The organism is Burkholderia sp. AU4i, assembly GCF_000466765.1.
GTDB lineage: Bacteria > Pseudomonadota > Gammaproteobacteria > Burkholderiales > Burkholderiaceae > Burkholderia > Burkholderia cepacia.
In genome coordinates this window covers 38,737-64,598 of the sequence record NZ_ASSI01000049.1, presented here as the reverse complement: position 1 = coordinate 64,598, position 25,862 = coordinate 38,737, and the positions used below count along the sequence as shown (strand labels likewise).

General features: G+C 65.1%; 31 protein-coding genes and 1 pseudogene. 12 read left to right on the top strand and 20 right to left on the bottom strand.

Annotated elements, in window-relative coordinates; genetic code table 11:
* Positions 1-150: 150 nt before the first annotated feature.
* Positions 151-417, top strand: a complete 267-nt coding sequence (locus L810_RS11310) for a double-stranded DNA-specific endonuclease (protein WP_027786765.1) — start codon at positions 151-153, stop codon at positions 415-417.
* Positions 418-459: 42 nt separating this feature from the next.
* Here L810_RS11310 and L810_RS11305 read toward each other — a convergent pair whose 3' ends face one another.
* Both L810_RS11305 and L810_RS11300 read right to left on the bottom strand, forming a co-directional pair.
* Complete coding sequence (locus L810_RS11305) at positions 460-1,776, bottom strand: ATP-binding protein (RefSeq protein ID WP_021158496.1); 1,317 nt, start codon at positions 1,774-1,776, stop codon at positions 460-462.
* Positions 1,760-2,485: a response regulator gene (locus tag L810_RS11300; RefSeq protein WP_021158495.1), complete on the bottom strand. Its 726-nt coding sequence runs from the start codon at positions 2,483-2,485 to the stop codon at positions 1,760-1,762. Before L810_RS11300 ends, L810_RS11305 begins: the two co-directional genes overlap by 17 nt.
* 224 nt (positions 2,486-2,709) lie before the next feature.
* Between L810_RS11300 and L810_RS11295 the strand changes: the two genes are divergently transcribed.
* A complete protein-coding gene (locus tag L810_RS11295) occupies positions 2,710-3,261 on the top strand; it encodes a periplasmic heavy metal sensor (protein WP_021158494.1) in 552 nt (183 codons plus the stop codon).
* Positions 3,262-3,334: 73 nt separating this feature from the next.
* On the opposite strand, the gene L810_RS11290 is transcribed toward L810_RS11295, so the two are convergent.
* Positions 3,335-4,030: a pirin family protein gene (locus tag L810_RS11290; RefSeq protein ID WP_021158493.1), complete on the bottom strand. Its 696-nt coding sequence runs from the start codon at positions 4,028-4,030 to the stop codon at positions 3,335-3,337.
* 369 nt (positions 4,031-4,399) lie between these two features.
* Here L810_RS11290 and L810_RS11285 point away from each other — a divergent pair, with 369 nt between their 5' ends.
* From L810_RS11285 to L810_RS11270, 4 genes are all read left to right on the top strand, one after another.
* On the top strand, positions 4,400-5,182 hold the full coding sequence (locus tag L810_RS11285) for an ABC transporter substrate-binding protein (protein WP_021158492.1): 783 nt from the start codon (positions 4,400-4,402) through the stop codon (positions 5,180-5,182).
* A 241-nt stretch (positions 5,183-5,423) separates the two neighbouring features.
* Positions 5,424-6,113 (top strand): ABC transporter permease, encoded by a 690-nt coding sequence (locus L810_RS11280; RefSeq protein WP_021158491.1) that lies wholly within the window; start codon positions 5,424-5,426, stop codon positions 6,111-6,113.
* Positions 6,110-6,823: an ABC transporter permease gene (locus L810_RS11275; protein WP_042974080.1), complete on the top strand. Its 714-nt coding sequence runs from the start codon at positions 6,110-6,112 to the stop codon at positions 6,821-6,823. Before L810_RS11280 ends, L810_RS11275 begins: the two co-directional genes overlap by 4 nt.
* Before the next feature lie 18 nt (positions 6,824-6,841).
* Positions 6,842-7,621: an ABC transporter ATP-binding protein gene (locus L810_RS11270; protein WP_042974078.1), complete on the top strand. Its 780-nt coding sequence runs from the start codon at positions 6,842-6,844 to the stop codon at positions 7,619-7,621.
* 76 nt (positions 7,622-7,697) lie between these two features.
* Here the strand turns inward: L810_RS11270 and L810_RS11265 are convergent, their stop codons facing one another.
* The gene (locus L810_RS11265; RefSeq protein ID WP_021158490.1) at positions 7,698-8,195 is read right to left on the bottom strand and encodes a GNAT family N-acetyltransferase; all 498 of its coding nucleotides are present in this window, start codon (positions 8,193-8,195) and stop codon (positions 7,698-7,700) included.
* Between the two features lie 133 nt (positions 8,196-8,328).
* Between L810_RS11265 and L810_RS11260 the strand changes: the two genes are divergently transcribed.
* Entirely contained in the window at positions 8,329-9,255 is a 927-nt protein-coding gene (locus tag L810_RS11260; protein WP_042974110.1) for a LysR family transcriptional regulator, read from the top strand.
* Between the two features lie 562 nt (positions 9,256-9,817).
* On the top strand, positions 9,818-10,897 hold the full coding sequence (locus L810_RS11255) for a porin (RefSeq protein WP_021158488.1): 1,080 nt from the start codon (positions 9,818-9,820) through the stop codon (positions 10,895-10,897).
* A 137-nt stretch (positions 10,898-11,034) separates the two neighbouring features.
* Here L810_RS11255 and L810_RS11250 read toward each other — a convergent pair whose 3' ends face one another.
* Both L810_RS11250 and L810_RS11245 read right to left on the bottom strand, forming a co-directional pair.
* Complete coding sequence (locus L810_RS11250; protein ID WP_006398637.1) at positions 11,035-11,373, bottom strand: P-II family nitrogen regulator; 339 nt, start codon at positions 11,371-11,373, stop codon at positions 11,035-11,037.
* Between the two features lie 83 nt (positions 11,374-11,456).
* Complete coding sequence (locus tag L810_RS11245; RefSeq protein WP_021158487.1) at positions 11,457-13,172, bottom strand: NAD+ synthase; 1,716 nt, start codon at positions 13,170-13,172, stop codon at positions 11,457-11,459.
* Between the two features lie 111 nt (positions 13,173-13,283).
* Between L810_RS11245 and L810_RS11240 the strand changes: the two genes are divergently transcribed.
* Positions 13,284-14,462, top strand: coding sequence for a GNAT family N-acetyltransferase (locus L810_RS11240; protein WP_021158486.1), 1,179 nt, complete (start codon positions 13,284-13,286; stop codon positions 14,460-14,462).
* 95 nt (positions 14,463-14,557) lie between these two features.
* Here L810_RS11240 and L810_RS11235 read toward each other — a convergent pair.
* From L810_RS11235 to L810_RS11175, 13 genes and pseudogenes are all read right to left on the bottom strand, one after another.
* Positions 14,558-15,886, bottom strand: a pseudogene (locus L810_RS11235) (glycoside hydrolase family 3 C-terminal domain-containing protein); the annotation flags it as partial.
* Between the two features lie 365 nt (positions 15,887-16,251).
* Positions 16,252-16,623 carry a Mor transcription activator family protein gene (locus tag L810_RS11230; protein ID WP_021158484.1) on the bottom strand — a complete coding sequence of 124 codons (372 nt, stop codon included), beginning with the start codon at positions 16,621-16,623 and terminating at the stop codon, positions 16,252-16,254.
* Positions 16,620-17,060 carry a gp16 family protein gene (locus L810_RS11225; protein ID WP_042974075.1) on the bottom strand — a complete coding sequence of 147 codons (441 nt, stop codon included), beginning with the start codon at positions 17,058-17,060 and terminating at the stop codon, positions 16,620-16,622. Before L810_RS11225 ends, L810_RS11230 begins: the two co-directional genes overlap by 4 nt.
* Positions 17,044-17,274, bottom strand: a complete 231-nt coding sequence (locus L810_RS45025; protein WP_021158482.1) for a hypothetical protein — start codon at positions 17,272-17,274, stop codon at positions 17,044-17,046. Before L810_RS45025 ends, L810_RS11225 begins: the two co-directional genes overlap by 17 nt.
* A 106-nt stretch (positions 17,275-17,380) precedes the next feature.
* Positions 17,381-17,653, bottom strand: a complete 273-nt coding sequence (locus L810_RS11215; RefSeq protein WP_021158481.1) for an HU family DNA-binding protein — start codon at positions 17,651-17,653, stop codon at positions 17,381-17,383.
* A 63-nt stretch (positions 17,654-17,716) separates the two neighbouring features.
* Positions 17,717-18,334, bottom strand: coding sequence for a DUF3164 family protein (locus tag L810_RS11210; protein ID WP_021158480.1), 618 nt, complete (start codon positions 18,332-18,334; stop codon positions 17,717-17,719).
* Positions 18,335-18,452: 118 nt separating this feature from the next.
* Complete coding sequence (locus tag L810_RS11205) at positions 18,453-18,701, bottom strand: hypothetical protein (protein ID WP_021158479.1); 249 nt, start codon at positions 18,699-18,701, stop codon at positions 18,453-18,455.
* Positions 18,698-19,027 carry a hypothetical protein gene (locus L810_RS11200; RefSeq protein WP_021158478.1) on the bottom strand — a complete coding sequence of 110 codons (330 nt, stop codon included), beginning with the start codon at positions 19,025-19,027 and terminating at the stop codon, positions 18,698-18,700. The genes L810_RS11205 and L810_RS11200 overlap by 4 nt, the downstream gene beginning before the upstream one ends.
* Position 19,028: 1 nt before the next feature.
* A complete protein-coding gene (locus L810_RS11195; protein WP_021158477.1) occupies positions 19,029-20,243 on the bottom strand; it encodes an AAA family ATPase in 1,215 nt (404 codons plus the stop codon).
* A complete protein-coding gene (locus L810_RS11190) occupies positions 20,240-22,039 on the bottom strand; it encodes a DDE-type integrase/transposase/recombinase (RefSeq protein ID WP_042974073.1) in 1,800 nt (599 codons plus the stop codon). The genes L810_RS11195 and L810_RS11190 overlap by 4 nt, the downstream gene beginning before the upstream one ends.
* A gap of 17 nt (positions 22,040-22,056) precedes the next feature.
* The gene (locus tag L810_RS11185) at positions 22,057-22,974 is read right to left on the bottom strand and encodes a DUF3102 domain-containing protein (RefSeq protein WP_021158475.1); all 918 of its coding nucleotides are present in this window, start codon (positions 22,972-22,974) and stop codon (positions 22,057-22,059) included.
* Between the two features lie 12 nt (positions 22,975-22,986).
* Positions 22,987-23,292, bottom strand: coding sequence for a helix-turn-helix domain-containing protein (locus L810_RS11180; RefSeq protein WP_021158474.1), 306 nt, complete (start codon positions 23,290-23,292; stop codon positions 22,987-22,989).
* Positions 23,293-23,769 carry a hypothetical protein gene (locus tag L810_RS11175; protein ID WP_021158473.1) on the bottom strand — a complete coding sequence of 159 codons (477 nt, stop codon included), beginning with the start codon at positions 23,767-23,769 and terminating at the stop codon, positions 23,293-23,295.
* A 120-nt stretch (positions 23,770-23,889) separates the two neighbouring features.
* On the opposite strand from L810_RS11175, the gene L810_RS45020 reads away from it, so the two are divergent.
* Positions 23,890-24,126 carry a hypothetical protein gene (locus L810_RS45020; protein WP_081712833.1) on the top strand — a complete coding sequence of 79 codons (237 nt, stop codon included), beginning with the start codon at positions 23,890-23,892 and terminating at the stop codon, positions 24,124-24,126.
* Between the two features lie 45 nt (positions 24,127-24,171).
* Here the strand turns inward: L810_RS45020 and L810_RS11165 are convergent, their stop codons facing one another.
* Positions 24,172-24,414 (bottom strand): DNA-binding protein, encoded by a 243-nt coding sequence (locus L810_RS11165; RefSeq protein WP_042974071.1) that lies wholly within the window; start codon positions 24,412-24,414, stop codon positions 24,172-24,174.
* Positions 24,415-24,516: 102 nt separating this feature from the next.
* Between L810_RS11165 and L810_RS11160 the strand changes: the two genes are divergently transcribed.
* Positions 24,517-24,966, top strand: a complete 450-nt coding sequence (locus tag L810_RS11160) for a helix-turn-helix domain-containing protein (protein ID WP_021158471.1) — start codon at positions 24,517-24,519, stop codon at positions 24,964-24,966.
* Positions 24,963-25,736: a hypothetical protein gene (locus L810_RS11155; RefSeq protein WP_042974069.1), complete on the top strand. Its 774-nt coding sequence runs from the start codon at positions 24,963-24,965 to the stop codon at positions 25,734-25,736. The genes L810_RS11160 and L810_RS11155 overlap by 4 nt, the downstream gene beginning before the upstream one ends.
* Positions 25,737-25,862: the final 126 nt, after the last annotated feature.

Sequence of the window (25,862 nt, the reverse complement as noted above, 5' to 3'; positions counted from 1 at the left end):
CCATGTCGGGCATCATCGGCCCGATACGACTAAGCGGGTATGATCGGGGCTGGCCCCTGGGGGTCGGTTGCGGCCGTACCGATGGCAACGCATGCGCGTTCCCGGTGTCCGCAGGCCCTGGGGATCGATCGACGAGCGGGAGGAAAGGGAATGGCAGGAAACTTGGTGATCGTCTGCCGCGATCAGGATGCCGACGCGTTCTACGAATTGATGCAGGAATACGGGTCGTTCCAGACGCGGCTGTCGTCGACGGCATGGTACCTGAACATGAACGTCGTGCCTGAATCGCTGCAGGAGGAAATCCTGGAGCGCCTCGGCCGGTATACGACCGTCTACATCTTCGAGGCCACCAGCGTGACCTACAACACCATCGACAGCAACGCGGCCGAGACGCTCGGCACGCTGTTCGGCGAATGATGCCACGCGGCGCCAGCCCGGCCGGGCCGGCGCCGCAGCCGCTCATGCGGCCTGTGCGTGGGGCTCGTCCTTCGGCACGGCCTCGAACGGGAACGTCATCGCGACACGCAGGCCGCCTTCTGGGCGGTTGCCGATGTCGCACGCCCCGCCCAGCCTGAGTACGAGCCGCTCGACGATCGCGAGCCCGAGCCCGCTGTGGCCGTTCCCGCCGCGTGCGGGATCGAGCCGCACGAACGGCCGTGTCGCCGCCGCGAGATCGCGCGGGGCGATCCCGCCGCCGCTGTCGCTGACCGACAGCACATAACCGGCCGGCGTGCGTGCCGTCTCGACGAGCACGGGCGGCGCACCGTACGCATGCGCGTTGTCCAGCAGGTTCGACAGGATCCGGTCGAGCGTCGCCGTCGGCAGGCGGAAGCCCGGATCGGCGTCGAGCCGGGTCTGGACCGTCGGCGCGTTCGGCGCGACCGCGCGATAGCTGCGTGCGATCCGCTCGCACGCCTGATCGACCGGCACCGGCTCGCTGCGATCGGACCCGCCGTGGGCAAACACCAGAAACTGGTCGACGATGTGCGACATCGAATCGACGTCGCGCACGACGCCGTCGCGCAGCCGGACGTCGTCCATCATTTCCGCCCGCAGCCGCATCCGCGCTAGCGGCGTGCGCAGGTCGTGCGCCACGCCCGCCAGCATCACCGCACGGTCGCTTTCGGCCTGCGACACCTGCTCCACCATCTGGTTGAAACCGTGCGTAAGCTGGCGCAGCTCGCGCGGACCGCGCTCGCGCAATGGCGGCACCGGCTGGCCGCGGCCGAAGCGCGCGACCGCGCGCGCAAGCGAACGCAACGGCTGCTGCAGCTGCCAGGCCGCGAACAGCGCGGCAATCACGCCGGCCGAGAAAATCGTGCCGAGCCACAGCAGCATCCGGTCGAGCGAGCGCGGCGGCCGCAGCGGCTGCACCGGCACCACGATCCAGTTGCGGTCGGTCGGCTCCTTCACCCACAGCACCGGCGGATGGCCGGGTGCGCCAACCTCGACGCGCGTGCCGGGCGGCATCCGCTCGCTCACGTCGTCGCGGAACCGCCGGAGCGCCGCCGGCAGGTTCGACGGATCGCCGTTCGGCACGTCGGCGCTGTCCGGCGCCACGAGCCGCACACGCGACGGCAACGGCTGGTCGGGCGTGCGCTCGACGTGCTGGCGTACCGCGTCGACCAGGAACGCGGCCTCTTCGACCGCGTAGCGCGTCTGCATCTGGCTGCGCTCGAGCCGCATCGCGAAAAACCACGCGAAGTGCGACAGGAGCAGGACACCAACGACGAGCAGCGCCAGCCGCCCGAACAGTGAATCAATGGGTTTGCGCATGGGCCTCGCCGTCGGGCACGAACACGTAGCCGCGCCCGCGCACCGTCTGGATGAAGCGCGGCGTCGACGGATCCGTTTCGAGAATGCGGCGCAGGCGCCACACCTGGACGTCGATGCCGCGGTCGGTGCCGTCGTACTCGGGCCCGTGCAGCAGCTCGAGCAGCCGCTCGCGCGTGAGCGTGCGCAGCGCATGGTTCACGAAGATCTTCAGCAGCGCGAATTCGCTGCTCGACAGCGTGGCCGGCTTGCCGTCGACCGACAGCGTACGCGCCTGGAAGTCGAGCACGAAGCGGCCGAATCCGAACGGCTCGCGCTGCTCGGGCGCCGCCGCCGACGGCGTCGCGCGGCGGCGGCGCAGCACGGCCTGCACGCGCGCGAGCAGCTCGCGCGGGTTGAACGGCTTGCCGAGGTAATCGTCCGCGCCGAGCTCGAGCCCGACGATGCGGTCGACGTCGTCCGCCCGCGCGGTCAGCATGATCACGGGGATGTCGTCGCCGGCCGCGCGCAACTGGCGCAGCGCGGTCAGGCCGTCGACGCCCGGCATCATCAGGTCCAGCACGATCAGGTCGGGCCGCTCGCGCTCGAGGCGTTTCTCGAGCGTCGCCGCGTCGTGCAGCACGGACACTTCCATCCCCTGGCGCACGAGATAGTCGCGCAGCAGGTCTCGGAGTTCTTGGTCGTCGTCGACGATGAGGATCTGGGTAGTCATGGCTCGAAGTTTACCGCGCGAGGGCGGAGTCGAAGAACGAAACAAAGGGACGAAAGGGTTACTGCGGGTTACCGCGCAAGGGAACTGTAATGCGCGGTAACCGGGCCGCCGCCCCACGTAACACCGGCCGGAGCCTGCATCGCTAACCTGCGTCTTACCGGATGCGGTACACGGCTTTCCCGGCACCGCATCGCCGGACCCTTTGGATACAAGGAGTTTCTGAAATGTATAAGAAGACTTCCCGCGTGGCCATCGCGGCCGCCACCGTGCTCGCTCTCGCATTCGGCACCGCGCACGCCGCGCAACCCGGCGACATGCCGCCTCCGGGCGGCCCCGGCGCCCACCAGATGCACGGCGGGCACGACGGCGGCCCGTTCGGCGTGATCATGAAACTGCACGACCAGCTGAAGCTCAACGCATCGCAGGAACAGCAGTGGCAGGCCGCCGTCAACACGATGAAGCAGAACCACGACGCGATGCGCAAGAGCCACGAGCAGATGCGCGAACAGTTCAAGGCGCAGCAGAACCAGCCGATCCTCGACCTGAGCGCGATGCACGCCGCGCGCCAGCAGGCCGAGCAGCAGAACGCGCAACTGCGCGAGCAGACGTCCGCCGCGTGGCTCGCGTTCTACAACGGCCTGAACGACCAGCAGAAGACCACGGTCAGCACGGCGCTCAAGCAGCAATTCGCGAAGATGGAACAGCGCCACGAGAAGATGAAGGAGCGCTGGCAGCAGCATCGCGCGGCCAAGGCCGCGTCGGCACCGACGCAGTAAGCAGGCGGGGCCGCTCCGCGGAGCGGCATCCTCGAAGGGGACGCGGGCACCGCCCTGCGTCCCCTTTTGCGTTTCAGGCAACGTCGAACAACAGCACCTCGGCCGCCCGGCCGCGTGCGAACGCCACCGCGTCCACGCCGCCGATCCGCGCGCCGTCACCCGCGGCCAGCGCGCGGCCGTTCACCGCGACGTCGCCGCGCACCACGTGCACATAGGCACGGCGCCCGGCCCGCAGGTCGAACGCCGCCGCCTCGTCGCCGTCGATCAGTCCCGCAAAGATGCGTGCGTCCGCATCCAACGGCAGTGCGCCGCCGCCACCGTCCGGCGCCGCGACGAGCCGCAGCCGCCCGCGCTTGTCGTCGTCGGCAAAGCGCGTCTGCGCGTAGCCGGGCCGGCCGGCCGCCCCGGCCGGCGCGAGCCAGATCCGCAGCAGGCGCAACGGCTGGTCGCACGACGCGTTGGCTTCGCTGAGCATGACGCCGGTGCCGGCACTCATGCGCTGCACGCCGCCCGCACGCACGATTGCCCCGTTGCCGAGGCTGTCGCGGTGCGCGAGCGCGCCGTCGAGCACGTAGGTGACGATTTCCGCGTCCCGGTACGGCCGCATCCCGTAGCCGCGGGTCGGCGCGATGCATTCCTCGTTCAGTTCGCGCAACGCGCCGAAGACCGGCGGCCCGCCCCGGCCGGACGCGCGAGGAAAGCTGTGAAGGAATTCGTGCCAGCCATGGCTGCGCTGGTCGCGATCGGCGGCGCGGCGGATCTGGAACATGGGGCGGACACTCCGTGAGAGGCGTTGTTCTGGTATGCCGACACTGTATGAGTGTGCCAATCGCGCCACAATCCACCGCTCGCGCACTGCATCGTTGCATCCACGGATGCAATTGACCCAATGCCCGCTGAGAATACGACGATTATCGCAACAGCCGGATCAATGCCTCGAGGAATCGATCGGTCGGCCCGGATTGCCGGTTTCCGGGTATCGCGTTCGGGTAAAATACCGCCCTTTTGGCGTTCGCCGTTCCGGCGGCCGCCATCGCCAGAACGCCGATCGGCGAATTTTGGCCGTCTAGAATACGCCGCGGCGCCCGGTTCGACCGGCCGCGAGCGCCCCCGGAAAGTCAGCAACAGAAGGATCGAAATGAAGAAGGCCGCCCTGTGCGCCGCCCTCGCCCTCGTGGCGGGCAGCGCCTTCGCGAAGGAGTGGAAGACCGTGCGGATCGGCGTCGACGCCAGCTACCCGCCGTTCGAGTCGACCGCGCCGAGCGGTGAGATCGTCGGGTTCGACGTCGATCTCACCAAGGAAATCTGCAAGCGGATCAACGTGAAATGCGTGTGGGTGGCGCAGGATCTCGACGGGATCATCCCGGCGCTGAAGGCGAAGAAGTACGACGTCATCGTGTCGTCGCTGACCGTCACGGACAAGCGCCGCGAACAGATCGACTTCTCCGACAAGGTATACGACGCGCCGGCGCGGATGATCGCGAAGGCCGGTTCGCCGCTGCTGCCGACGATCGCATCGCTGAAGGGCAAGCGCGTGGGCGTCGAGCAGGGCTCGACGCAGGAAACCTACGCGAAGGCGTACTGGGAGCCGCAGGGCGTGACGATCATTCCTTACCAGAACCAGGACCAGGTCTATGCCGATCTCGGCTCGGGCCGCCTCGACGCGACGCTGCAGGACGAGCTGCAAGCCGACTACGGCTTCCTGCGCACGCCGCGCGGCAAGGGTTTCGCGTTCGCCGGGCCGGAAGTGAAGGATCCGAAGACGATCGGCGACGGCACCGCGATCGGCCTGCGCAAGGAAGATACGGACCTGAAGCTCAAGATCAACAAGGCGCTGGCCGACATGCACAAGGACGGCACGTACGACCGGCTGTCGCACAAGTATTTCGCGTTCAGCGTCTATTCGGCTTCGGCCCGCTGAGCGTCGAAAAGAAGAGGCAACGGACGCGGGGGCGGCCCCGTGTCCGGGCAGTACAGGCAGTCGACCACGCGCCGCCCGCCCCGTCGCCCGCCGCTCGCGCGACGGGCTGGCCCGGCACCGATGCCGGGGCGGACGGTCATGATACGCACGGGGCGTTCCGCGCAGCTTGGCGGGCGCGTCTTTCGCGGCGCACCGCGTGCGCCCTACGGGACCACACTAGGGACCACCCCAGGGACCACATATGTTTCTACAAGGTTACGGCCCGCTGATCCTCGCTGGCACCTGGCAAACCGTCAAACTGGCGGTGCTTTCGCTCGCGCTGTCGTTTCTGCTGGGTCTGCTCGGCGCGGGCGCGAAGCTGTCGCGCAACCGCTTCACGAACGGCGTCGGCACCGTCTACACCACGCTGATCCGCGGCGTGCCCGACCTCGTGCTGATGCTGCTGCTGTTCTACAGCCTGCAGATCTGGCTGAACATGGCGACCGACGCGCTCGGCTGGGACCAGATCGACATCGACCCGTTCCTCGCCGGCGTGCTCGTGCTCGGCTTCATCTACGGCGCGTACTTCACCGAGACCTTCCGCGGGGCGTTCCTGTCGGTGCCGCGCGGCCAGCTCGAGGCCGGCAGCGCGTACGGGATGACCAACTGGCAGGTGTTCACGCGGATCATGTTCCCGCAGATGATGCGCTTCGCGCTGCCGGGCATCGGCAACAACTGGCAGGTGCTCGTGAAGTCGACCGCGCTCGTGTCGATCATCGGCCTGGCCGATGTCGTGAAGGCGTCGCAGGACGCCGGCAAGGGCACGCTGCGGTTCTTCTTCTTCACGCTGATCGCGGGTGCCGTCTACCTCGCGATCACGACGATCTCGAACTTCGTGCTGATGTGGCTCGAAAAGCGCTACTCGACCGGCGTCCGCAAGGCTGACCTATGATCGACCTCATCCAAGAATACTGGCGCAACTACCTCTACACCGACGGCTACCGCATCACCGGCGTCGCGATCACGCTGTGGCTGCTGGTCGTGTCGATCGGCCTCGGCTTCTGCCTGTCGGTGCCGCTCGCGGTCGCGCGCGTGTCGAAGAAGAAGTGGCTGTCGGGCGCCGTGTGGCTCTATACGTACGTGTTCCGCGGCACGCCGCTCTACGTGCAGCTGCTGCTCTGCTACACGGGCCTCTACAGCCTGCAGGCCGTGCGCGGCACGCCGATGCTCGACGCGTTCTTCCGCGACGGGATGCACTGCACGCTGCTCGCGTTCACGCTGAACACCTGCGCGTACACCACCGAGATCTTCGCGGGTGCGATCAAGGCGACGTCGTACGGCGAGATCGAAGCCGCGCGTGCCTACGGGATGTCCACGTTCACGATGTATCGCCGCGTGATCCTGCCGTCGGCACTGCGTCGCGCGCTGCCGCTGTACAGCAACGAAGTGATCCTGATGCTGCACGCGACCACCGTCGCCTTCACCGCGACCGTGCCGGACATCCTGAAGATCGCCCGCGACGTGAACTCGGCGACCTACATGTCGTTCCATGCGTTCGGCATCGCCGCCCTGCTCTACCTCGCGATCTCGTTCACGCTCGTGTGGCTGTTCCGCCAGGCCGAGCGTCGCTGGCTCGCGTATCTGCGCCCGCAAGGCAAGTAAGTTTTCGCAGGACTATTGATGAATTCCCAGACTCAGAAGCTTTTCGTCGACGATCTGCACAAGCGGTACGGCGACAACGAGGTGCTCAAGGGCGTGTCGCTGAAGGCGAACTCGGGCGACGTGATCAGCGTGATCGGCTCGTCCGGCTCCGGCAAGAGCACGATGCTCCGCTGCATCAACTTCCTCGAGCAGCCGAATGCGGGCCGCATCTTCGTCGACGGCGAGGAAGTGCGCACCGCGCTCGACAAGTCGGGCGCGCTGCGCGCGGCCGATACGAAGCAGCTGCAGCGCGTGCGCACCAAGCTGTCGATGGTGTTCCAGCACTTCAATCTCTGGTCGCACATGAACGTGATCGAGAACGTGATGGAAGCGCCCGTGAACGTGCTCGGCATCCCGAAGAAGGAAGCCGAGGAGCGTGCGCGCACGTATCTCGAGAAAGTCGGCCTCGCGCCGCGCGTCGAGAAGCAGTATCCGTCGCACCTGTCGGGCGGCCAGCAGCAGCGTGTCGCGATTGCGCGCGCGCTGGCGATGCATCCGGACGTGATGCTGTTCGACGAACCGACGTCGGCGCTCGACCCGGAACTGGTGGGTGAAGTGCTGAAGGTGATGCAGAAGCTCGCCGAGGAAGGCCGCACGATGATCGTCGTCACGCACGAGATGGGCTTCGCGCGCAACGTGTCGAACCACGTGATGTTCCTGCACCAGGGCCGCGTCGAGGAAGAAGGCGTGCCGTCCGAGGTGTTTGCCAACCCGAAGAGCGAACGCCTGCGCGGGTTCCTGTCCGGCAGCCTCAAGTAACGCGCACGAAACGCACGACGTTCGAACGGGCGCCTCACGGCGCCCGTTTTGCGTTTACGTGGCGTCTATGTGGCGTTCATGCGGCGCTCACGGGCGCGCTGTCGGCGAACGCGCGCAGTTCGTCGCCCGCGAGCCGGTAACGCACCCATTCGCTCTGCGGCGCCGCGCCGACGCTCTCGTAGAAGCGGATCGCCGGCTCGTTCCAGTCGAGCACGCTCCACTCGAAACGCCCGCAACCCGACTCGACCGCGATCCGCGCAAGCGCCTTCAGCAGCCGCAGCCCGGCGCCCGCGCCGCGAAAACGCGGCGACACGTACAGGTCCTCGAGATACAGGCCCTGCCGGGCGAGCCACGTCGAATACGAGAAGAAATACACGGCGAAGCCGGCCGGCTCGCCGTCGACCTCGCAGATCAGCGCGCGCGCCGGCGATCCGTCGCCGAACAGGCTGCGCTCGAGTGACGCGGGCGTCGCGACCACTTCATGCTCGGCCTTCTCGTAGACGGCCAGTTCGGTAATGAAACGCAGGATCTGCGGCACGTCGGCGACGGTGGCGGAACGAATGTCGATTTGCACGGGATGAGCCCTCCTCCGGCCCGAACTTGAAATGGAAAGCGACGCCGCGCAGCCGCGCTGGCGCCAATCAGATCGTCATGCTACGTTCACGCAGCGCCTGCAGGAAGTGCAGGTTTTTCATCCTGACCTGAACATGATGCATCCCGATCTGCGCCGTCTCGATCTGAACCTGCTGCTCGTGTTCGACGCGCTGTACCGCCACCGGTCCGTCGCCGCGGCCGCACACGAGCTCGCATTGAGCCCGTCCGCGCTGAGCCACGCGCTCGCGCGGCTGCGCGACGCGATCGGCGATGCCCTGTTCGTGCGCCTCGGCAACGAGATGCAGCCGACCGTGCGCGCCGACGACATCGCCACCTGGGCCGGCGACGCGCTCGACGCGATGTCGAAGGGGCTCGCCCGCGCGCGCCGCTTCGATCCCGCGCAAAGCGACCGCACGTTCGTGTTCGCGGCGACCGACTACACGGCCTTCGCCGTGCTGCCGGCGTTTCTCGCGCGCATCCAGCATGTCGCGCCGCGGTTGCGGATCCGCGTCGTGCATTCCGACCGGAAGATTTCCGTCGACGAACTCGCGGCCGGCCGCATCGATTTCGCGCTCGGCTACCACGAGGAATCGGCGGCCGACGCGCCGGGCATCGAGGACTTCGACTGGTTCTCCGACGACTACGTCGTCATCGCGAGCGCCGCGCATCCGGACATCCGCCGGCGGCTCACGCTCGACCAGTACCTGGCGGCACGCCACGTGGTCGTCACGCCGTGGAACGAGTCGCGCGGCGTCGTCGACCACGTGCTCGACCGGCTCGGCCTCGCGCGGCAAGTCGCCGTGCAGTTGCCGACCGTGCTGGCCGCACCGTTCGTGATTGCCGAATCCGCGCTGCTGATGACCGTGCCGAACCGCGCCGCGCAGGCGCTCCGGCACGCGGCGCCGATCCGCATCTTTCCGGCGCCGTTCGAGATCCCGCGCTACACCGTGAAGGTCTACTCGCACGCGAAGCACGCGCGCACCGATGCGCATCGCTGGATTCGCACGCAGTTGCTCGAAGCGAGGCCGGAGCCTGCCTGACCGGAGCGCGCCGGCGCACCGCGTCGCGCGTCGCCGTGCCAGCGCGACGGCACGGGCCGGCGACGTCCGGTGGCCGCCCATTCATTACGAAATACTTACTAATTTCTCCTGTCGGGCGCATACGCCCGCGCCCCCTGCAACGTCAATAGTGGCAATCCTTGATCCCTGTTTGCGAAAGCCGTGTCTCCCTTGTGGGACAAGGGTTTTCCGTTAATTGCAAACCCTCGGCGCACCTGTTGCCCACCGTGTTGCATGGCAATTTGGCGACAGGTGTTAGTCAAACAACGATTTCCATCGCCACAAAATTGTATTTTTGCTAAATTAGTAACCAAAGTAGCAAAACGAAGTTCGTGAAATGTAGTTTAGCTTCACGACACTACAAGGAGACCCCGCAGGCCGACCCGGCTGCGCGGGACCGCTCAACGGTTTTCCGTCCGCTTGCCCGCGTGCTGCGCTTACCGGCCCTGCACGAGGTCTCCCTGGTTATCCCGCTTTTGCCCGGCGCTCGCGCTCCGGGCATCTCGTGCAGTCTGGGTTGACTTTTTGACAGGGTATGGAGGAGATGATGAAGAAAGCTTTGGTCGCGGCCGCGCTGATGGCTGCTGGGGTGGTGACGGCGCACGCGCAGAGCAGCGTCACGCTGTATGGTCGCCTGGATGCCGGCCTCGAGTACCTGAACGGCCTGCAAAACGGCCACCAGGTGCGCGCGGAAAGCGGCGACTGGGGCACCAGCCTGTGGGGCTTGAAGGGCACCGAAGACATCGGCGGCGGCAACAAGATCCTGTTCCACCTCGAAGGCGCGTTCAACACGATGACGGGCGGCTTCAGCGGCTCGATCTGGGATCGTTTCGCGACCGTCGGTATCTCGAACGACCGTTACGGTACGCTGCTGCTGGGTCGTGAACTCGCGATCGCCAACGGCGTGTGGGACTTCGACCCGTTCGGCCAGTCGGCCTGGTCGACTGCCTCGCTGGTGCGCGGCCGCAACTGGAACAAGACCAGCAACAACGTGTCGTACCAGTCGCCGCAGTTCTACGGCCTCGACTTCTACGGCCAGTTCTCGTTCTCGAACTCGACCAGCTTCAACGGCAACACGACGGCCGGCCAACCGGGCCGTGCAGCCGGCGCACAGGTCACCTATACGAATTCGCTGTTCCAGTTGCGCGGCATCTACGACGAAACGCGCGACAGCAACGGCCGCTTCTCGGACGTGTTCAACTACTCGCGCGAATACTTCGCGGGCGTGAACGTGTTCCTCGGCCAGTTCAAGGTTCAGGCCGCTTACCAGGCCTCGCGCGCGGACGGCAGCGGCGGCCCGGCGGTGAACGCCGGCGTGACGGGCACCCAGCAGGTCTGGGGCGGCGTGACGTGGCAGGCAACGCCGGCAGCGGCGCTGATCGCGGCCGTGTATCACGTGAACGCGAACCACGGCGGCGGCAACGCGAACATCTACACCGTCGGCGGCTCGTACAACATCTCGAAGCGCACGCTGTTCGACCTGCAGGTCGCGACGGTGCGCAACAGCAAGAACGCCAACTTCGGCCTGAACGCGAACGGCGCCGGTACGGCCGTGTCGACGGGCAACCCGAATCCGGGCGGCAGCCAGACCGGCGTCTACGCCGGCATCCAGCACCTGTTCTGATCAGGCGCCGTCAAACAACGATTCGACAACACTTTCCACGCTGCTGCGAGAGGCGCGTATCGGTGCGGTACCCCAACGGGTATCCGCACCGTTTTTTCTTGGCGGGGCCTGAAACGGCCCGCTGACGAATACGGCGCTCAGACGGCCGCTTCGTTCTCTTCGCCGGTGCGGATGCGGATCACGCGCTCGACATCCGACACGAAGATCTTGCCGTCGCCGATCTTGCCGGTGCGCGCCGCGCCGATCACCGCGTCGATCACCTGGTCGACCTGCGCTTCCGCGACGACGACCTCGATCTTCATCTTCGGCAGGAAGTCGACGACGTATTCCGCGCCGCGATACAGCTCGGTATGCCCCTTCTGGCGGCCGAAGCCCTTCACTTCCGTCACGGTCAGGCCCGTGAGACCCACTTCGGCGAGCGCTTCGCGGACTTCGTCCAGCTTGAACGGCTTGATGATGGCAGTGATGCGTTTCATGGTGGTTGTCCCCCAATGCTCGTTTGGATGAAAAATCGCGACCCCGATTGTAAGCCTGCGAGCCGCATGCGGCCCAGCACGGCTCAGTCCAGGCGTTCGGTAAAACGTGACGTGATCGGGTAGCGCCAGTCGCGCCCGAATGCGCGATGCGTGACGCGAATGCCGATCGGCGCCTGGCGGCGCTTGTATTCGTTGATCTTGATGAGCCGCGTCACGCGTTCGACGTCCGCCTGCGCATAACCGGCCGCGACGATCTCGGCGAGCGGCCGATCTTCTTCCATGTACATCCGCATGATCGCGTCGAGTACGTCGTAAGGCGGCAGGCTGTCCTGGTCGGTCTGGTTCTCGCGCAGTTCGGCCGACGGCGCACGCGTGAGGATCCGCTCGGGGATCACGTCGCGCAGTGCATAGTCGGCCGTTTCGTTGCGATAACGGCAGAGCCGGTACACGAGCGTCTTCGCGATGTCCTTGATCACCGCGAAGCCGCCGGCCATGTCGCCGTACAGCGTGCAGTAGCCGACCGCCATCTCGCTCTTGTTGCCGGTCGTCAGCACGATCGAGCCGAACTTGTTCGACAGCGCCATCAGCAGCGTGCCGCGGATACGCGCCTGGATGTTCTCTTCCGTCGCGTCTTCCGCGCGGCCCGCGAACTCGCCCGCGAGCGCCGCGCGGAATGCGTCGAACATCGGCGCGATCGCGATCTCGTCGTAGCGCACGCCGACGCGCCGCGCCATGTCCGCCGCGTCGGTGGTCGAGATGTCGGCCGTGAAGCGCGACGGCATCATCACCGCGCGCACGCGCCCGGGCCCGAGCGCATCGCATGCGACCGCGAGCACCAGCGCCGAATCGACACCGCCCGACAGCCCGATCAGCACGCCCGGAAAGCCGTTCTTGCCGATGTAGTCGCGCACGCCGGTCACGAGGGCGCGGTACACCTGCGCGTCGGTCGACAGCTCGGGCGCGATCGCGCCGGGCAGCGGCCGCGCGCCGTCGAATTCGACGATCGCGTGCCCTTCGTCGAACTGCGGCATCCTCGCGACGAGCGCGCCCTGCGCGTCGAGCACGAACGAACCGCCGTCGAATACGAGTTCGTCCTGGCCGCCGACGAGGTTCACGTACACCATCGGCAGCCCGGTTTCGCGAATCCGCGCGCGCAGGATGTCGACGCGCACCGCTTCCTTGTTCATGTGGTACGGCGAGCCGTTCGGGATCAGCAGCACCTGCGCGCCGGCCGCCTTCGCGATCTGCGCGGCCGATGCATGCCACGCATCCTCGCAGATGATCACGCCGTACTTCACGCCGTTCAGCTCGAACACGAGCGGCTCGGTGTCGGTCGCGAAGTAGCGCTTCTCGTCGAACACCTCGGTGTTGGGGAGGTCCTGCTTGCGGTAGGTGCCGACGATCTCGCCACCGACGATCAGCGATACCGCGTTGTAGGTATCGGTGGGCGGCACGCCGCGCTCGATCGGGCGGTTTGCATTACCATCGACGGCTGGCGCATGCGGATCGCCGCCCGGCGCGCCCGCGCCGCGCAACGGATGGCCGACCAGCACCGCGAGCCCGTCGAACGCCTTCAAGGCGCCGGCGAGCGCGTCGAGCGCGGCCGCTGCCGCCGCGTAGAACGCCGGCCGCAGCAGCAGGTCTTCCGGCGGATAGCCGGACAGCGCAAGTTCGGGTGCGATCATCAGCTGCGCACCATCGTTGTGCGCGGCGCGTGCGGCCGCGACGATCCGCGCGACGTTGCCGGCGAAATCGCCAACGGTGACGTTGATCTGGGCGAGAGCGAGTCGGGTCTTCATGGCGGGATCGGCGCAGCCCGGCGGCGCGCCCTGAACGGCTGACGAAATCGTCCCGGTGCGAGCCCGCGCAGGCCCTCGCATCCGGCGACACAGAATGGTACGGATTCACGCTTGAAACACGAACGCATCGATTATCGCACGGGCATCCTGTCGTCCCCCGCGGAGGTGCCGGCCGACGAATGGAACGCGCTGCTCGCCCGCGAAGCGCAGCCGACGCCCTTCCTGCGCCACGAATTCCTCGACGCGCTGCACGTCGCGCACTGCGCGGTCGACGACACCGGCTGGTCGCCGCATTTCGTCACGCTGACCGACGAGCGCACCGGGCGCCTCGCGGCCGCCGCGCCCGTCTACGCGAAGCAGCATTCGTACGGCGAATACGTGTTCGACTGGGCCTGGGCCGACGCGTACCAGCGCAACGACCTGCCCTACTACCCGAAGCTGCTGTGCGCGGTGCCGTTCACGCCCGTGCAGGGCACGCGCCTGCTTGCGGCCGACGACGATGCGCGCCGCCGGCTCGCGGCCACGCTGCTCGCATTCGCCGAGCAGAGCGACGTGTCGTCGCTGCACGTGCTGTTCCCGACCGGCGACGAAGCGGCGCTCCTCGAATCGATGGGCATGATGCTGCGCGAAGGCGTGCAGTTCCACTGGATCAACGACGGCTACCGCCACTTCGACGATTTCCTCGGCACGCTCGAGCAGAAGAAGCGCAAGAACATCCGCGCGGAGCGGCGAAAGGTGCACGAAGCGGGCGTGACGTTCCGGCGGCTGACCGGCGACCGGATCACCGACGCCGACTGGCGCTTCTTCTCGCGCTGCTACCGGCAAACGTACCGCGAGCACTATTCGAGCCCGTACCTGAACCTCGACTTCTTCCGCACGATCGGCGCGACGATGCCCGAGAACCTGCTGCTCGTGATCGCGGAAGCCGACGGGAAACCGATCGCGAGTGCGCTCGCCGTGTACCGGCGCGGCGAGCACGGCGGCGGCACGCTGTACGGCCGCTACTGGGGCGCGATCGAGCACGTGCCGTGCCTGCATTTCGAAACGGCCTACTACCAGTTGCTCGAGTTCTGCATCGAGGCCGGACTCGACACGTTCGAAGGCGGCGCGCAGGGCGAACACAAGCTCGCGCGCGGCTTCCTGCCGACCGTCACGCACTCGGCGCACTGGCTCGCGCACCCGGCATTCTCGGACGCCGTCGCGCGCTTTCTCGAACGCGAGACCGAGCATATCCACGCGTACGTCGACGAATTGCGCGAACACGATCCGTTCCGGCGCGGTGGCGGGTAACGGCTGCGCGCCGGAACCCGCCGGAACGTGGCAGTACGTGCCGGCACGCGACGAGACCACGACCGGCCTCGCCGCGTGCCGCGTGGCCGCCCGGCTCAGTGCGCGGCGAGCGTCACCGTCGTCGACTGCGCCTGCGGGTCACGTGACGAAGCCGCCGCCGACAGCCCGTAGCTGCCCGCGGCGATCCGCCACGCATGCGCATTCGCATCCCACACCGCGAAGCGCTGCGCCGGCACCGCAACGCTGACGGTACGCGCCTCGCCCGGCTGCAGCGCGACCTTGGTCCAGCCGACGAGGCGCTTCGGCGGTTCACCGAGCGACGCGGGCAGTGCCGCGTAGATCTGCACCGTCTGCGCACCGGCCCGCGCGCCGGTGTTCGTCACCGTCACGCCGACCGTCACGTTGCCTGCCGCATCGGCCCGCGCGGACAGCGCCGACAACGCATACGTCGTGTACGACAGCCCGTAGCCGAACGGGAACAGCGGCTCGATCGCCTTCGCGTCGAACCAGCGATAGCCGTACGCGAGCCCTTCTGCGTAAACGGTCTGCGTGCGCGACGGATCGATCGCCGGCTGCGGCAGGTCGGCCTCCTGCTTCGGGAACGTCAGCGGCAGCCGGCCCGACGGGTTCGCATCGCCGAACAGCAGATCGGCGATCGCCTGGCCGCCCTGCGCGCCGGGATACCACGCTTCGAGCACACCATGCACGTTCGCGAGCCACGGCATCAGCACGGGGCTGCCGTTCTCGAGCACGACGATCACGCGCTTCGCCTTCGCCGCGACCGCCGCAATCAGCGCGTTCTGGTCGTATTGCTGGTTGTACGGGTCGGCCTTCGCATCGGGCAGCGACAGGCTCGCGAGGTCGAGCCCTTCCGTCTGCCACTGCGTCGCGAACACGATCGCGACATCGGCCTGCGCGGCCGCGCTCGCCGCGGCATTCGCGTCGGTTCCGTCGAGGTAGCTGACCGCCGCGTTCGGCGCCTTCGCGCGAATCGCCGCGAGCGGCGCGGACTTGTACCACGTCGCACAGCCGCCGAACAGCGTGTCGGCGGGTTGCTGGCAGGTCGTCACCGCATTGCCGTCGATCGCCGGCACCGCGCCCGAGCCGCCGCCCGACAGCACGCCCGCGTCCGCATGCCCGCCGATCACGACGACCGACTTCAGCGCGCCGGCCGCCAGCGGCAGCACGGGCTGCGCATCGCCGGGCGCGGCCGCGTTCTTCAGCAGCACCGCGGATTGCCGCGCGATCGCGAGCGCATCGGCGTTGCCGGCCGCTTCGTCGATCGCGCCGCCCGGCTTCGGCGGCGCATCCATCACGCCGATGCGGATCAGCGTGCGCAGCTTGCGCTGCACCATGTCGTTCAGCCGCACGGCCGACACGCTGCCGGCCTGCAGCGCCGCCCGCAGCTTCGTGTTGAAGAACGATGAAGAGAGGTGAGATATTTCCAAGGGAGAACGCGCGATATTTCCGGTATGACGCGGGATGGGACGGGATCACACGGAACGGCGCTTGCAAACCACTTGCGTAGGTTGAAACAGAAATATATCTCTCTGGGGCAAGGCCCGCGAGGGCCGCGTCAGGCCGAAGGCAAAGCTCGCGAGGAGACAGTGGTCAACGGTGGAACCGCGTAGCGGTTGTCCCCGCCCTTGTGGTGGGGGCAACACCGTTGTCCACTGGCGGACGCGGGATTTACGACGACACTTGCGGACCGAACCTGCGGCACTACGTCGACGGCTGCAAAGAAGTCTGAGGGGGCGGCTACCTACCTGTCAAGGCAGCCGCCTCAAGCTCAATCGGCAGAAGTGGGGCTCGCGAACAGGTCGCGTTGGCGGGCGGCGATTTCCTCGCGTCGGACCGCCTTGATGATCTTGTAAATCCACTGGAGTGATACACCGAACTTCCGCGCCAGCTCGGCATGGTTGTCGCCGCGGAATTCGTCGAAAATTTGTCGATCTCGCTGGGACAGCCGGTACGACACGCCCATTGGAAAGTAGATGTTCTGGCCGCCCCAGTGGCCGGCCATGCGGTCGGCGATCTCGCGGCCGAGCTGGTTCGCCTGGTCGGCGCCGATGTCGGCCAGCTCGATCAGGGCCTGGGCGACCTGTACGGACAAGTCAACCAGCAGTTCCGGCCCCTTGCTTTTGAACGTTTCGTCCTTCATACGGCCTCCGTCGTCCTGTCACGCCATTTTTTGAGGTGCTCGATTACACGGGACGCCTGGGCGGAACTGAGCCATTCGAGCGCGTCGACGTGCGTCATGCGCTTTACGAAAGCGCCAAGCGCTTCCTCAGACCGGTTCTGCACCACGCCGCGATCCGCCAGCTCAAGCCAGAGGCCGCGGATCATCTTCGATTGCTCGTCGTCCGCCTGGCCGCGCGCGCCCTTTTTGGAACGCACTTTAAAGCCGCAGCGCTTCATGTGTTCCAGAACCCTTTCCAGTTCTGGAATGCTCAGGTCCGCGGCGGATTCCTTCTTTCCAATCTGCATCAAGACAGCACGGTAGCTGTCGTCGGGCATCGCAAGATTGCGCTTTGCGACGTGAATCAGGCGGATGAGCTTTTGCCGGGCCTCTGGCCCGCGTTCACGCTTTGAGTACATCGACGTCGCCCGGCTCCTTCGGAGCATGAATGGTGATGTCTCGTTGCTGTCCACCGTTGACCGTGATTTCTTTGGCGACGTCATGTCCATGACGACGCACCAGTTCGACAGCAAGACCGACGAACGCGCCAGTCAGGACGGACAAGACGTCAGATGCAGGGGCTTCATCAAGTGCCGCCTCAATAGCGGCGCCGAGTTTCTCGATTGCGCTCATTTGCTCACAAAGTTCGGTTGCTTTCGTGTAGTGGTCCCGCATCGCGGTCACGCGGTGCGGCAAGAAGACGCCCGATACATTGGGCGCCTCGGTCGCAGCTCGACGATTACTTGACGGCGTCCTTCAACCCTTTGCCTGCCTTGAACTTCGGCGCCTTCGAAGCTGGGATCTTGATTTCCTCGCCGGTCGCCGGGTTGCGGCCCGTGCGAGCCGCACGGGCGCCAACACTGAACACGCCGAAGCCCGTGAGCGTCACGTTGTCGCCCTTCCGCAGGGACTTTGTGATGCCCTCCAGGACTGCCTCCAGTGCAAAGCCGGAATCGGCTTTCGTCAGGCCCGTTTCGGCCGCTACGTGGTTGATCAGGTCCGCTTTGTTCATGAATGCTCCGTATGGTGGATACCGCGAAACGCTCGCGGCCAGCGAAATAACTCGGCGCCGCGGTTACGCGTTCGCGATGTCGAGCGGAATCTGTACGTATTGATCGGTGTCGCCGACACGCTCGTAGACGCGGACATACGACTTGCTGCCGATCACCTGCAGGGCTTCGCCGATCGCTCGCATCGCTTCCAGCCAGCGCGGATCGGTGATGTCCAGGCGACGCAGCGCGAGCACGCGACCGGTGTTGATCTGGCCTTCCTTGTCGGTCGCAAACGCCTGCGTCACGATCGCCTGAATCTCCGGGCGGGCATCCAAGGTCCAGTCACGCAGACATTCGTCGATCATGGATTTGGCCGCCTGCAGGCGTTCATCGAACGCGATTCGGTCCTGGATGGCGCGCTGGATCCGATAACGGCCGTCGAACGAGTACAGGGTGACGTTGCCTTTCTTGCCACCGACCTTCGAGCCGTATTCCTCCGCGGAAAGGTCGATGAAGGCCGAGATATCGCCGAAGATTCGAGCCTTCAGGTCGACGAGTCCCTTCGATCTCGTTTTGGCTTCGTCCGCCAGCTCGCGAACGAGGCGATCGCGCTCGCGGTCGATCGGCTTGATCATGGTTTCGGGAATCAGGCAGCCTTTCGCGTCCTGCCAGTAACCGTTCGGAATCTGTTTCTGTTCCATGTGGTGCTCCTGATCGGTAGATGGTTGAAGATTGGTTAGCTCGTCCACCAGCGACGTATTTCCTTGCGGCAGAGGCAGACGAGAAAGACAATTCCCGCGGCGATAACGATCGCGTCGGTCATGGCTTCGTCCGAGTGCAAGCGGTTTTCGTGAGGCGGGTCGATTCGGCCGCGAACTCGCGGTCAAACGCGCGGAGTTTCTTCAGGCGCGCGAGCACGGCACGACGAACGGTTTTCTGGAGGTTTGGGACCTCCAACGCCGCCTCGCACTTCACGCGATCAAAGTCGCGCACCATGCGGATGCGGTCGTCCGCCGTGCAGTACTCCGTTTGCACATCGCCGTAGCGCGGGCCAAGGAACGGGCTCATGCTGCTATCTCCCACGTCACTCGAACGCTCATGAAAATGACGTGGGCGAACTGTCGGTCGCCACGTCGCTGAATAGAGACACCGCCCGCACGCTCCCGCAGCACGTCGGATGACTTCGCGAGGTACGGGCCGATATGGATCGTCGGCCGGCTGCCATCGCGTGGCGCGATCTCCTCGGCCAGCACCCGGTAGCCCAGGCCACGCAGCGCCCGCGCGCAAGCGTTCAGCAGCGTGAGACGCGAGACGCACTCTGCGTCGAATACCCGCGTGCCGTCAGGCAGCGGACTCCGCGATGCGGGCAGGTTCATTTGCACGATGGCGCCCATGTCAGACTCCCTTGATCACGTCTGCATTGACGACCGGCACGCCCAGGCCAGCGGCCAAATTCATCGCGGCCGTCAGGAGGTTGCCGATCGCGAGCGGGTACAGCAGAGACACCGTTTCGGCACGATCGCGTCGCGTGCTGGTCATCGTGAGCCGCGCGCGCAGCGCGTCGACGCCGCTGGCATCGATCACGTCGGTGACCGGCTTGTCGAGGCGACCGAACTTGAACCGGAGGTATTCGTCCAGGCGCGGGCCGTCGAGCGGCGCCAGTTCGACCATTTCGCATCGCTGCACGACTTCACGTACGTCCTGGTTGCGCTCGGACAGTTTGACCTTCAGCTCGGGTTGGCCGATCAGGATGATGGACAGCAGCTTTTTAAAGCCCATCTCCAGCTCGAAGAAGCGCTTCAGGTGCTTGAGGGTCGCGATCGGCAGCGCATGAGCCTCATCGATCACGAGGCAATGCTGGTAACCCGCCGCGTGGCTTTCCTTCAAAGCCTTGTGCAGTTGGGCGAAGCGCGCTTCCGGGCTGCTCTTGACCTTCTCCAGCGGGGCCACGGCGGCCATGATCGCTTCCGCGATGTGCGTCGCCTTCAGTGTCTTGCCTTTCTGGTCGTTGTCCTCCATCGCCAGCACGTACGGCTTGATGACGATGATCGGCTGATTCTCACGCATCACGCGGTCGTCGAGGTCGCGCATCAGCGTCGTCTTGCCGCCGCCCGATTCCGCGACGACGGCCAGGAGCCCGCCATGCTTCGCGGTCTGGAACATCGCCTCACGCACGTAACGAATGTCAGGGCTGACGAACATATCTTCGTGCGACTGGATGTCATCCGCGAACGGGTCACGGAACAGGCCGAAGTGCTTGCGGGTGGCTGGTGCGAGAACCTGTTTGCGCAGTAACATGGATTCCTCCTGGTTGAGATCGGTATTGCTGTTCGGCTGGGAGATCGGGTGGCCCGTCGTATCCGCCAAGACATCGGTCGGGCCACCCACCTTTTGCACTTCATCGAAAACACCTGAGCCCGCGTCCGACACCCCTTTGTTCTCCAGGTAGTCGAGAATTCGCTCCCGCAGATCGAGGTCGTCGAGGCTGCGCGGCCATACGCCGTGGTTCACGATCTGAGCGACCGCCGCCTGCGACAGATTCAGGTGTTCCGCAAGCTCGGCCTGCTTGAGCGAGGCGCGCTGCAGAACGCTTTTCAGGACCAACATCATTGACCTCCTGCCGCTGCGCGAACGAGCTGCAGCGGTTGCTGTTGACCCGCACGCGGGCCGGTAAGCTCGGCGACGATCGCGTCGAGCTGCTCTTGCGGTACACCGTCCGGATAGCGCTGTTGCAGCCAGCGGAACCGGTCGGCGCTCCAGTCGACGCCGGCAGCTTCGACAGCCGCCTTGATCTGCTTTGCCGCCTCGATCAGCGTGAGCGGCGCCAGTTCGACGCGCGGCGCGACGAGGTCGTGTTCCGTGCCACGGCGCGGCAGGTACGTCGGAAGATCGGCTTCGTCGAGGTGCTTGTACGGGTCGAGACGGCCGCCGAACGGCAGCGCCTTGCCCTTACGAGCCGCTTCCGCCTCGGCCGGCGTCGACGTACCGGTGACGAGCTGCTCGATCTCACGAAGCGCGTGCTGTGCCGGCGTATCGGCATGACGGCGGTAGGTTTCGCCGATCACCGCGGCGGTTTCGGCGTAGCCGAATTCGGTACGTGTCACGACCGGGACAACGAAGAACGTCTCGTGTCCGTCTTCGCCAGTCAGGACGGCTTGCGCGGCATCGTCGCGCCACGGATTGCGCGTGATCATCAGCTTCTCGCCGACCATAACGCCCGGCACCGACGACACGTCGTATTCCTCGCCACGGAACGACACGCGCAGCTTCGGCGTGACCTTTCGGCTTTCCGGGGCGGCGACCGCCAGCTCCCGGCAAACGTCGAGCGACGGGGCTTTGATCAGTTGCTGGGCGGTAATGCGCATCCACGCCTCACTACGGGTAGCGCCATGTCGGCTATGCGTTTCGGTTGCGTTGAAGTGCATACGCCAGCGCTTTGCAAGCGCGTTCAGCTCGTCGAGGCTGGTCACCGGTTGGAACTTGAGGCCCGGTTCGAACTTGCGCTCGATGAGGTTCCGTGCGTTTTCCACCTGTCCGGTGGCGCGTGCGTTGCCGACCTTGTGCACGATCAGCTCGATACCGAGCGACCGGCACAGGTTGCGGGTCATGGAGGCCGTGTTCGCCGAGCCCGCGTCAAGCATCAGAATGCGCGGCACCCCATGCAGCAGATCGGCACCACCACGTTCCTGCATTGCATTAATGAGCGTCGAACAGAGGTTTTCGCCCGACTCCGCGCCCATCACGTACTCGGTGTATATCCAGTCGCTCGCGTGGTCGGAGATTTCATAGCTCCACACGCGATCGGCTGCGATCCGTGCGAGGTTCTTCGGCTTGTTCTTGTAGAACTCGGCGTGATCCATCACACGCAGACCGTTGGCACGGGCGTCAGCAGTCGGCTTCAGGTAGTACAGCACGCACAGGCTCGCGTCGATCTGCCATACGTGATTCGGATGCAGGCTCGCCAGCTCGGTCACCGGGGCCGGTGCAAGCAACTGGTCGGGGTGCACGCCGTACGTGCGCAGCGCGCGTTGAATCGCGCTATCGGATAGCGGCCGCAGCTCGCCCGTGGACTCGTCGAGGAATTCCGCACGGATCATGCCGTTCGCGCGCAGGGTCTGGACCGCGTCGCCGACCGAATACAGGCGCTTGCCATTCTTCCGGGTCGACTCGATGAGCGTCGCGGAAATCAGCATGGCTTCGTCACGCGTCAGCGAGCTTTGACCCGCGTCGACGCGACGCTTGCGTTGCGTGGTCACAGTGGCTTCCTTCAGTTTGCGCATCAGGGTGGTGAACGACAGGCCCAGCTCGCGGCAGGCCGCATCGTAGATCGCACCTTTCTTGCCGTGGCCGGCCGCGCGCGCTGCCTGGGCGACAGCCACAATGCGTTCGTTCAAGACGGCACTCATCGTCGCGAGCCCCCGAGTCAGTTAGCAGCGCGCGAGTAGTCGTCAGCCGCTGTCCCGGCCGCCGTATCACGCAGCCATTGCGGGACGTCGTCACCATCCGCAGCGGCCTTGACGCCGAACTCGCTTCGAAGCTGGTTGAGCGACAACTGGATTTGACCCAGGACGCCGGCCATGAAATCGTTATGCGGCGCACCGTTCGTCTCGGCGTGCTGCGCGAGGGTTTCGAACGCGGCACGCAGATTGCCGCGAATGACCGACTCCGCCTCGAAGGCGATCGCGCTGGTTTCCTTGCGGATTTCCTCACCTTCCTGATCGGGCGTGACCCGTTTGACGCGCGTCTTTTTCGCGGCCAGCTCGTCGATCTTCGCGTTCTTGTCGGACAGGAGCCGAGCCTGTGCCGTCGCGTTTTCATGCGCTTCCCGAAGTGCGGCGCGGAGTTCGCGGCTGGTCATACGATCGATGTCGTCGAGCGTCATGCCTGCTACAGTGCCGCCGTCTGCGAGCGCTGCGAGGTCGTCGTCATCCTCTGCAACTAGCTCGAAGAGTTTGGTTTTCCCCAAAACGGACAGCGCTGTCCGTTTTGACTCCAGTGCGGGTGACATGAACTTGACCGACGCCGCCATCATTCGACGCGCGGTGCGTTCATTCAGCCCGAGCTGATCTTCGACGATCTCCGTGAATTCGCCGTGCGGCTCGTTTTCCTTCAGAAGGATGAGACGTTTCCCGGCCTCAAGCATGGCTTCGGCTGACTGCGCCATATAGAAACGAGCCTCGTTCACGACACGATGGCGCTCATACGGCAGGCCATCGCCGAACTGCTTCGAAATCTCGCTGGAGCGTGCGGCGAGCGCGTTCGCCGCTTCGGTAAGCGCGGGGAGTACTTCCAGGGTGTTGTCCGCCGCGACGACGGTTGTTTGACTTGTTTTGCGGCCCATAGCCTTCTCCAGTTAGACGTACTTCTTCAAGCGGTTTTCGGTTTCATCAATGCGGGCTCGGGCACTGTCCAAGCTGCGCAAAATTCCTACGGCGTGCTGCGCCAGCTTCACGGACGGCCGAATGCGGCCCGTTTCCGGAATCCTTTCTGCGAAACCCATCGCCTCAAGCGTCGCCACGTAGCGCGTGATGTTCGACGGCGACAGGTTCGTCGCCTTGGCGACTTCACCCGGCGTCAGACCGTGCGCGAAATGACCGAGCAGGACGTTGAGAACCTCCAGCACCTTCTCGGCGGACTTCGTGGTTGCGTTGGTGGTCATTCAGGCGCCCCCCAGGTCGAGTTCGGGCTGAACGTGGCGCTCGACGTTGCCGCGATGCCACGCGAGGCCCTCCATCGCTTGCTGGATCGTCGAGATCGTTTCATCGGCATCGGCCGAGCCAGCGTAGAAGTCGAGCAGTTGCCCGACCGCCGCGTTGAGCGTGCGCTGCAGGACCTGCATGTCTTCGGCAGTTGCGTCGCGGCCGGTCGGGATGTCGATGATCAGCCGGCCGGCACTGGCTGCCACCCAGCGCGTGACGAAGTCGGCGCCGCAGGCATCTTCGAACGGACGGAGTAGCGAGATCGGCATGCGGGCTGACTGGAACCACTTGTAGAGGGTCCAGTGGTCAGCAAGCCCCATATGTTCGGCAATGCGCTCGACACCGAGGTTGCGCCGCTCGCGCGCATGCTCTTTACAGAGTTCAAGCGCATGCCGAAGGCTATGCGGCTGAATACGTTTCCAATTCCGGCGGCTCATTTGGAGTCCCCATTCAGAATGGTTTCCGGCCGATTCCAAACAAATTCCCGTTTTGCGCCTATGCAACAGCGTTGCGACTCGTAGAATGAAAAACGGTTACTCTTACGGGAAAAATGTTCCATGACGGACTCGGATTTCAGTGAGTTAGCGGCGCGGGTGGATGCTGTCGGGCAGACGATGCTTCGACTTATCAGTCACCTCGAAGAACAAGGCCGCGTCGACGGTGTACGTTTTTCGCAGGCGCTGCGCCGTTTCGGCGCTGGCCGGCGTCAACTGCCCGATCCGATCCAGGCGCGCGGCGGCGAAGTTGTCCTGCAGATGGTGCAAATGCTGGACGAAGCGAGGGCTCGCCGATGACCGGGTTATTGAATGGGAAGCCGAAAGCGCAGCGCATGAGCTTTCTCACGCGGCAACGCGGTGTCGAGGCAAAGCGAGTGCTTTTGCCGGGTCGGCGCAGATTTCACCAGCCTTGAGGCCCAGCATGACGGCGATTTCGTGCGCTTGGCCGCGAACGCACTTTTTCCGGCCACCCAAGACCTCGAAGACGAGGTTGGGAGAGAATTTGTTCGCGATCGCCCACTGGGTGATCGAGACACCTTTTGATTGAAGCTCCGCGCGGGCTTCAGCAGCGGTACGCAGTTTCATAGACGCTCCGGTTAAGGGGCCGTCGGCACTGCACAAAGTGCCGACTAAGTTGCCGTTCGTGGTGGGACGGTGTGAGTTAATTATGGTGCAGAATTCTGCACCATGCAAGGGGTTGATGTGCAGAAAATCGAGATCGGCGCACGGCTGAAGGAGGAGCGCAGCCGGCTAAAGAGGAGTCAGACCGAGTTTGCTGAGCTGGCCGACGTATCGAAGCGCGCGCAGATAACCTATGAAAAAGGGGAAAGTACGCCGGACGCGGCGTATCTCTACGCCGTGTCACGGGAAGGCGTTGACGTGCAGTACGTCATCACAGGAATTCGTTCCGTCGCTGGATTGACGAACGATGAGACGGAGTTGCTGGAGCGGTACCGCGCAGCTCCACTTGTGCTAAAGGCGGCCGCAATCGGAGCCTTGGTGGCTGGCGCTGAATCGCCGCCCGCCGGACGTAAGGAGCAAGTTTTCCACGGCCAAGTGGGTCAGGCCGTGAAGGTCGAAGGAAACCTCGACCAGAGCGGTGTCAGTTTTTTTGGTAAAGGCAAGAAAAGAAAATGACCAATGAATCTAACGGGAAACAGGAGTTCAACAGGCCGGTCGGGCAAGCTGTACAGGCGAGAGAAGCGAACATCGCTGATCGCTCAGTGAATATTCGGGCCGACTCAATCGGGAACGTCGCCGGCCGCGACATCGTCAACCACGGTGTTCCGATCTCGAACAGCAATGTCGTGAACCTCCAGTTCGGCGTAAAGGAGACCGAAGTTGAGTTCGTGACGAACCACCAGAAGGGCGTGATTATGGAACTGGTCGGCCAGATTGCCGATGCGACCGAAGGTGACGCCCTGAAAGTTTGTCGGGTCGTTTTGGCACGCGCAGGCGCGAAGCGGATCAAGTTCATTCGAAGCGACCGCTACGTCGATGTCGAGCAATACCTCACATCCTGGCTGAACCGCGTAGCGATCAAGTCTGTGGCACCGAGCAACGACCAACCTACGCCCGCTCGCGAGAACGTTTGCGAGAATCCGAACATCGACCTGACTCCGCAACTTCAGCACGTCCAGGCGCAACTCGCCTCCACTCGAACGTTGTTGAAGGTCACGTTGTTCGCAGCGCTCCTGAGCGCGGCCACTCTCGGCTACTACGGCTGGACCAGCCATCAAACGATCGGCCAGCTCCAGTCGGCATTCGGCGGTTGCCAGTACGCGGGGAAAACGTACGCGGTCGGCGCCATCATCGACAATTCCGAAGCGCCCGACATCGAGTGCGTTGTGACATCGGACGGCAAGCCCGGTATCTGGCGCGATCTCACGGCACGTCGTAAGAGATGACGATTCCGCCTGAGTCGGCCGAGCGTGCTGCAATGAACATTAAGTTCGGCGCGACACGTGCAATCGCTCGGGTCGTCAATTTTCCCGGCTACGCGGCGCACCTGCCGGGGCTGTCGATTTAGCCTT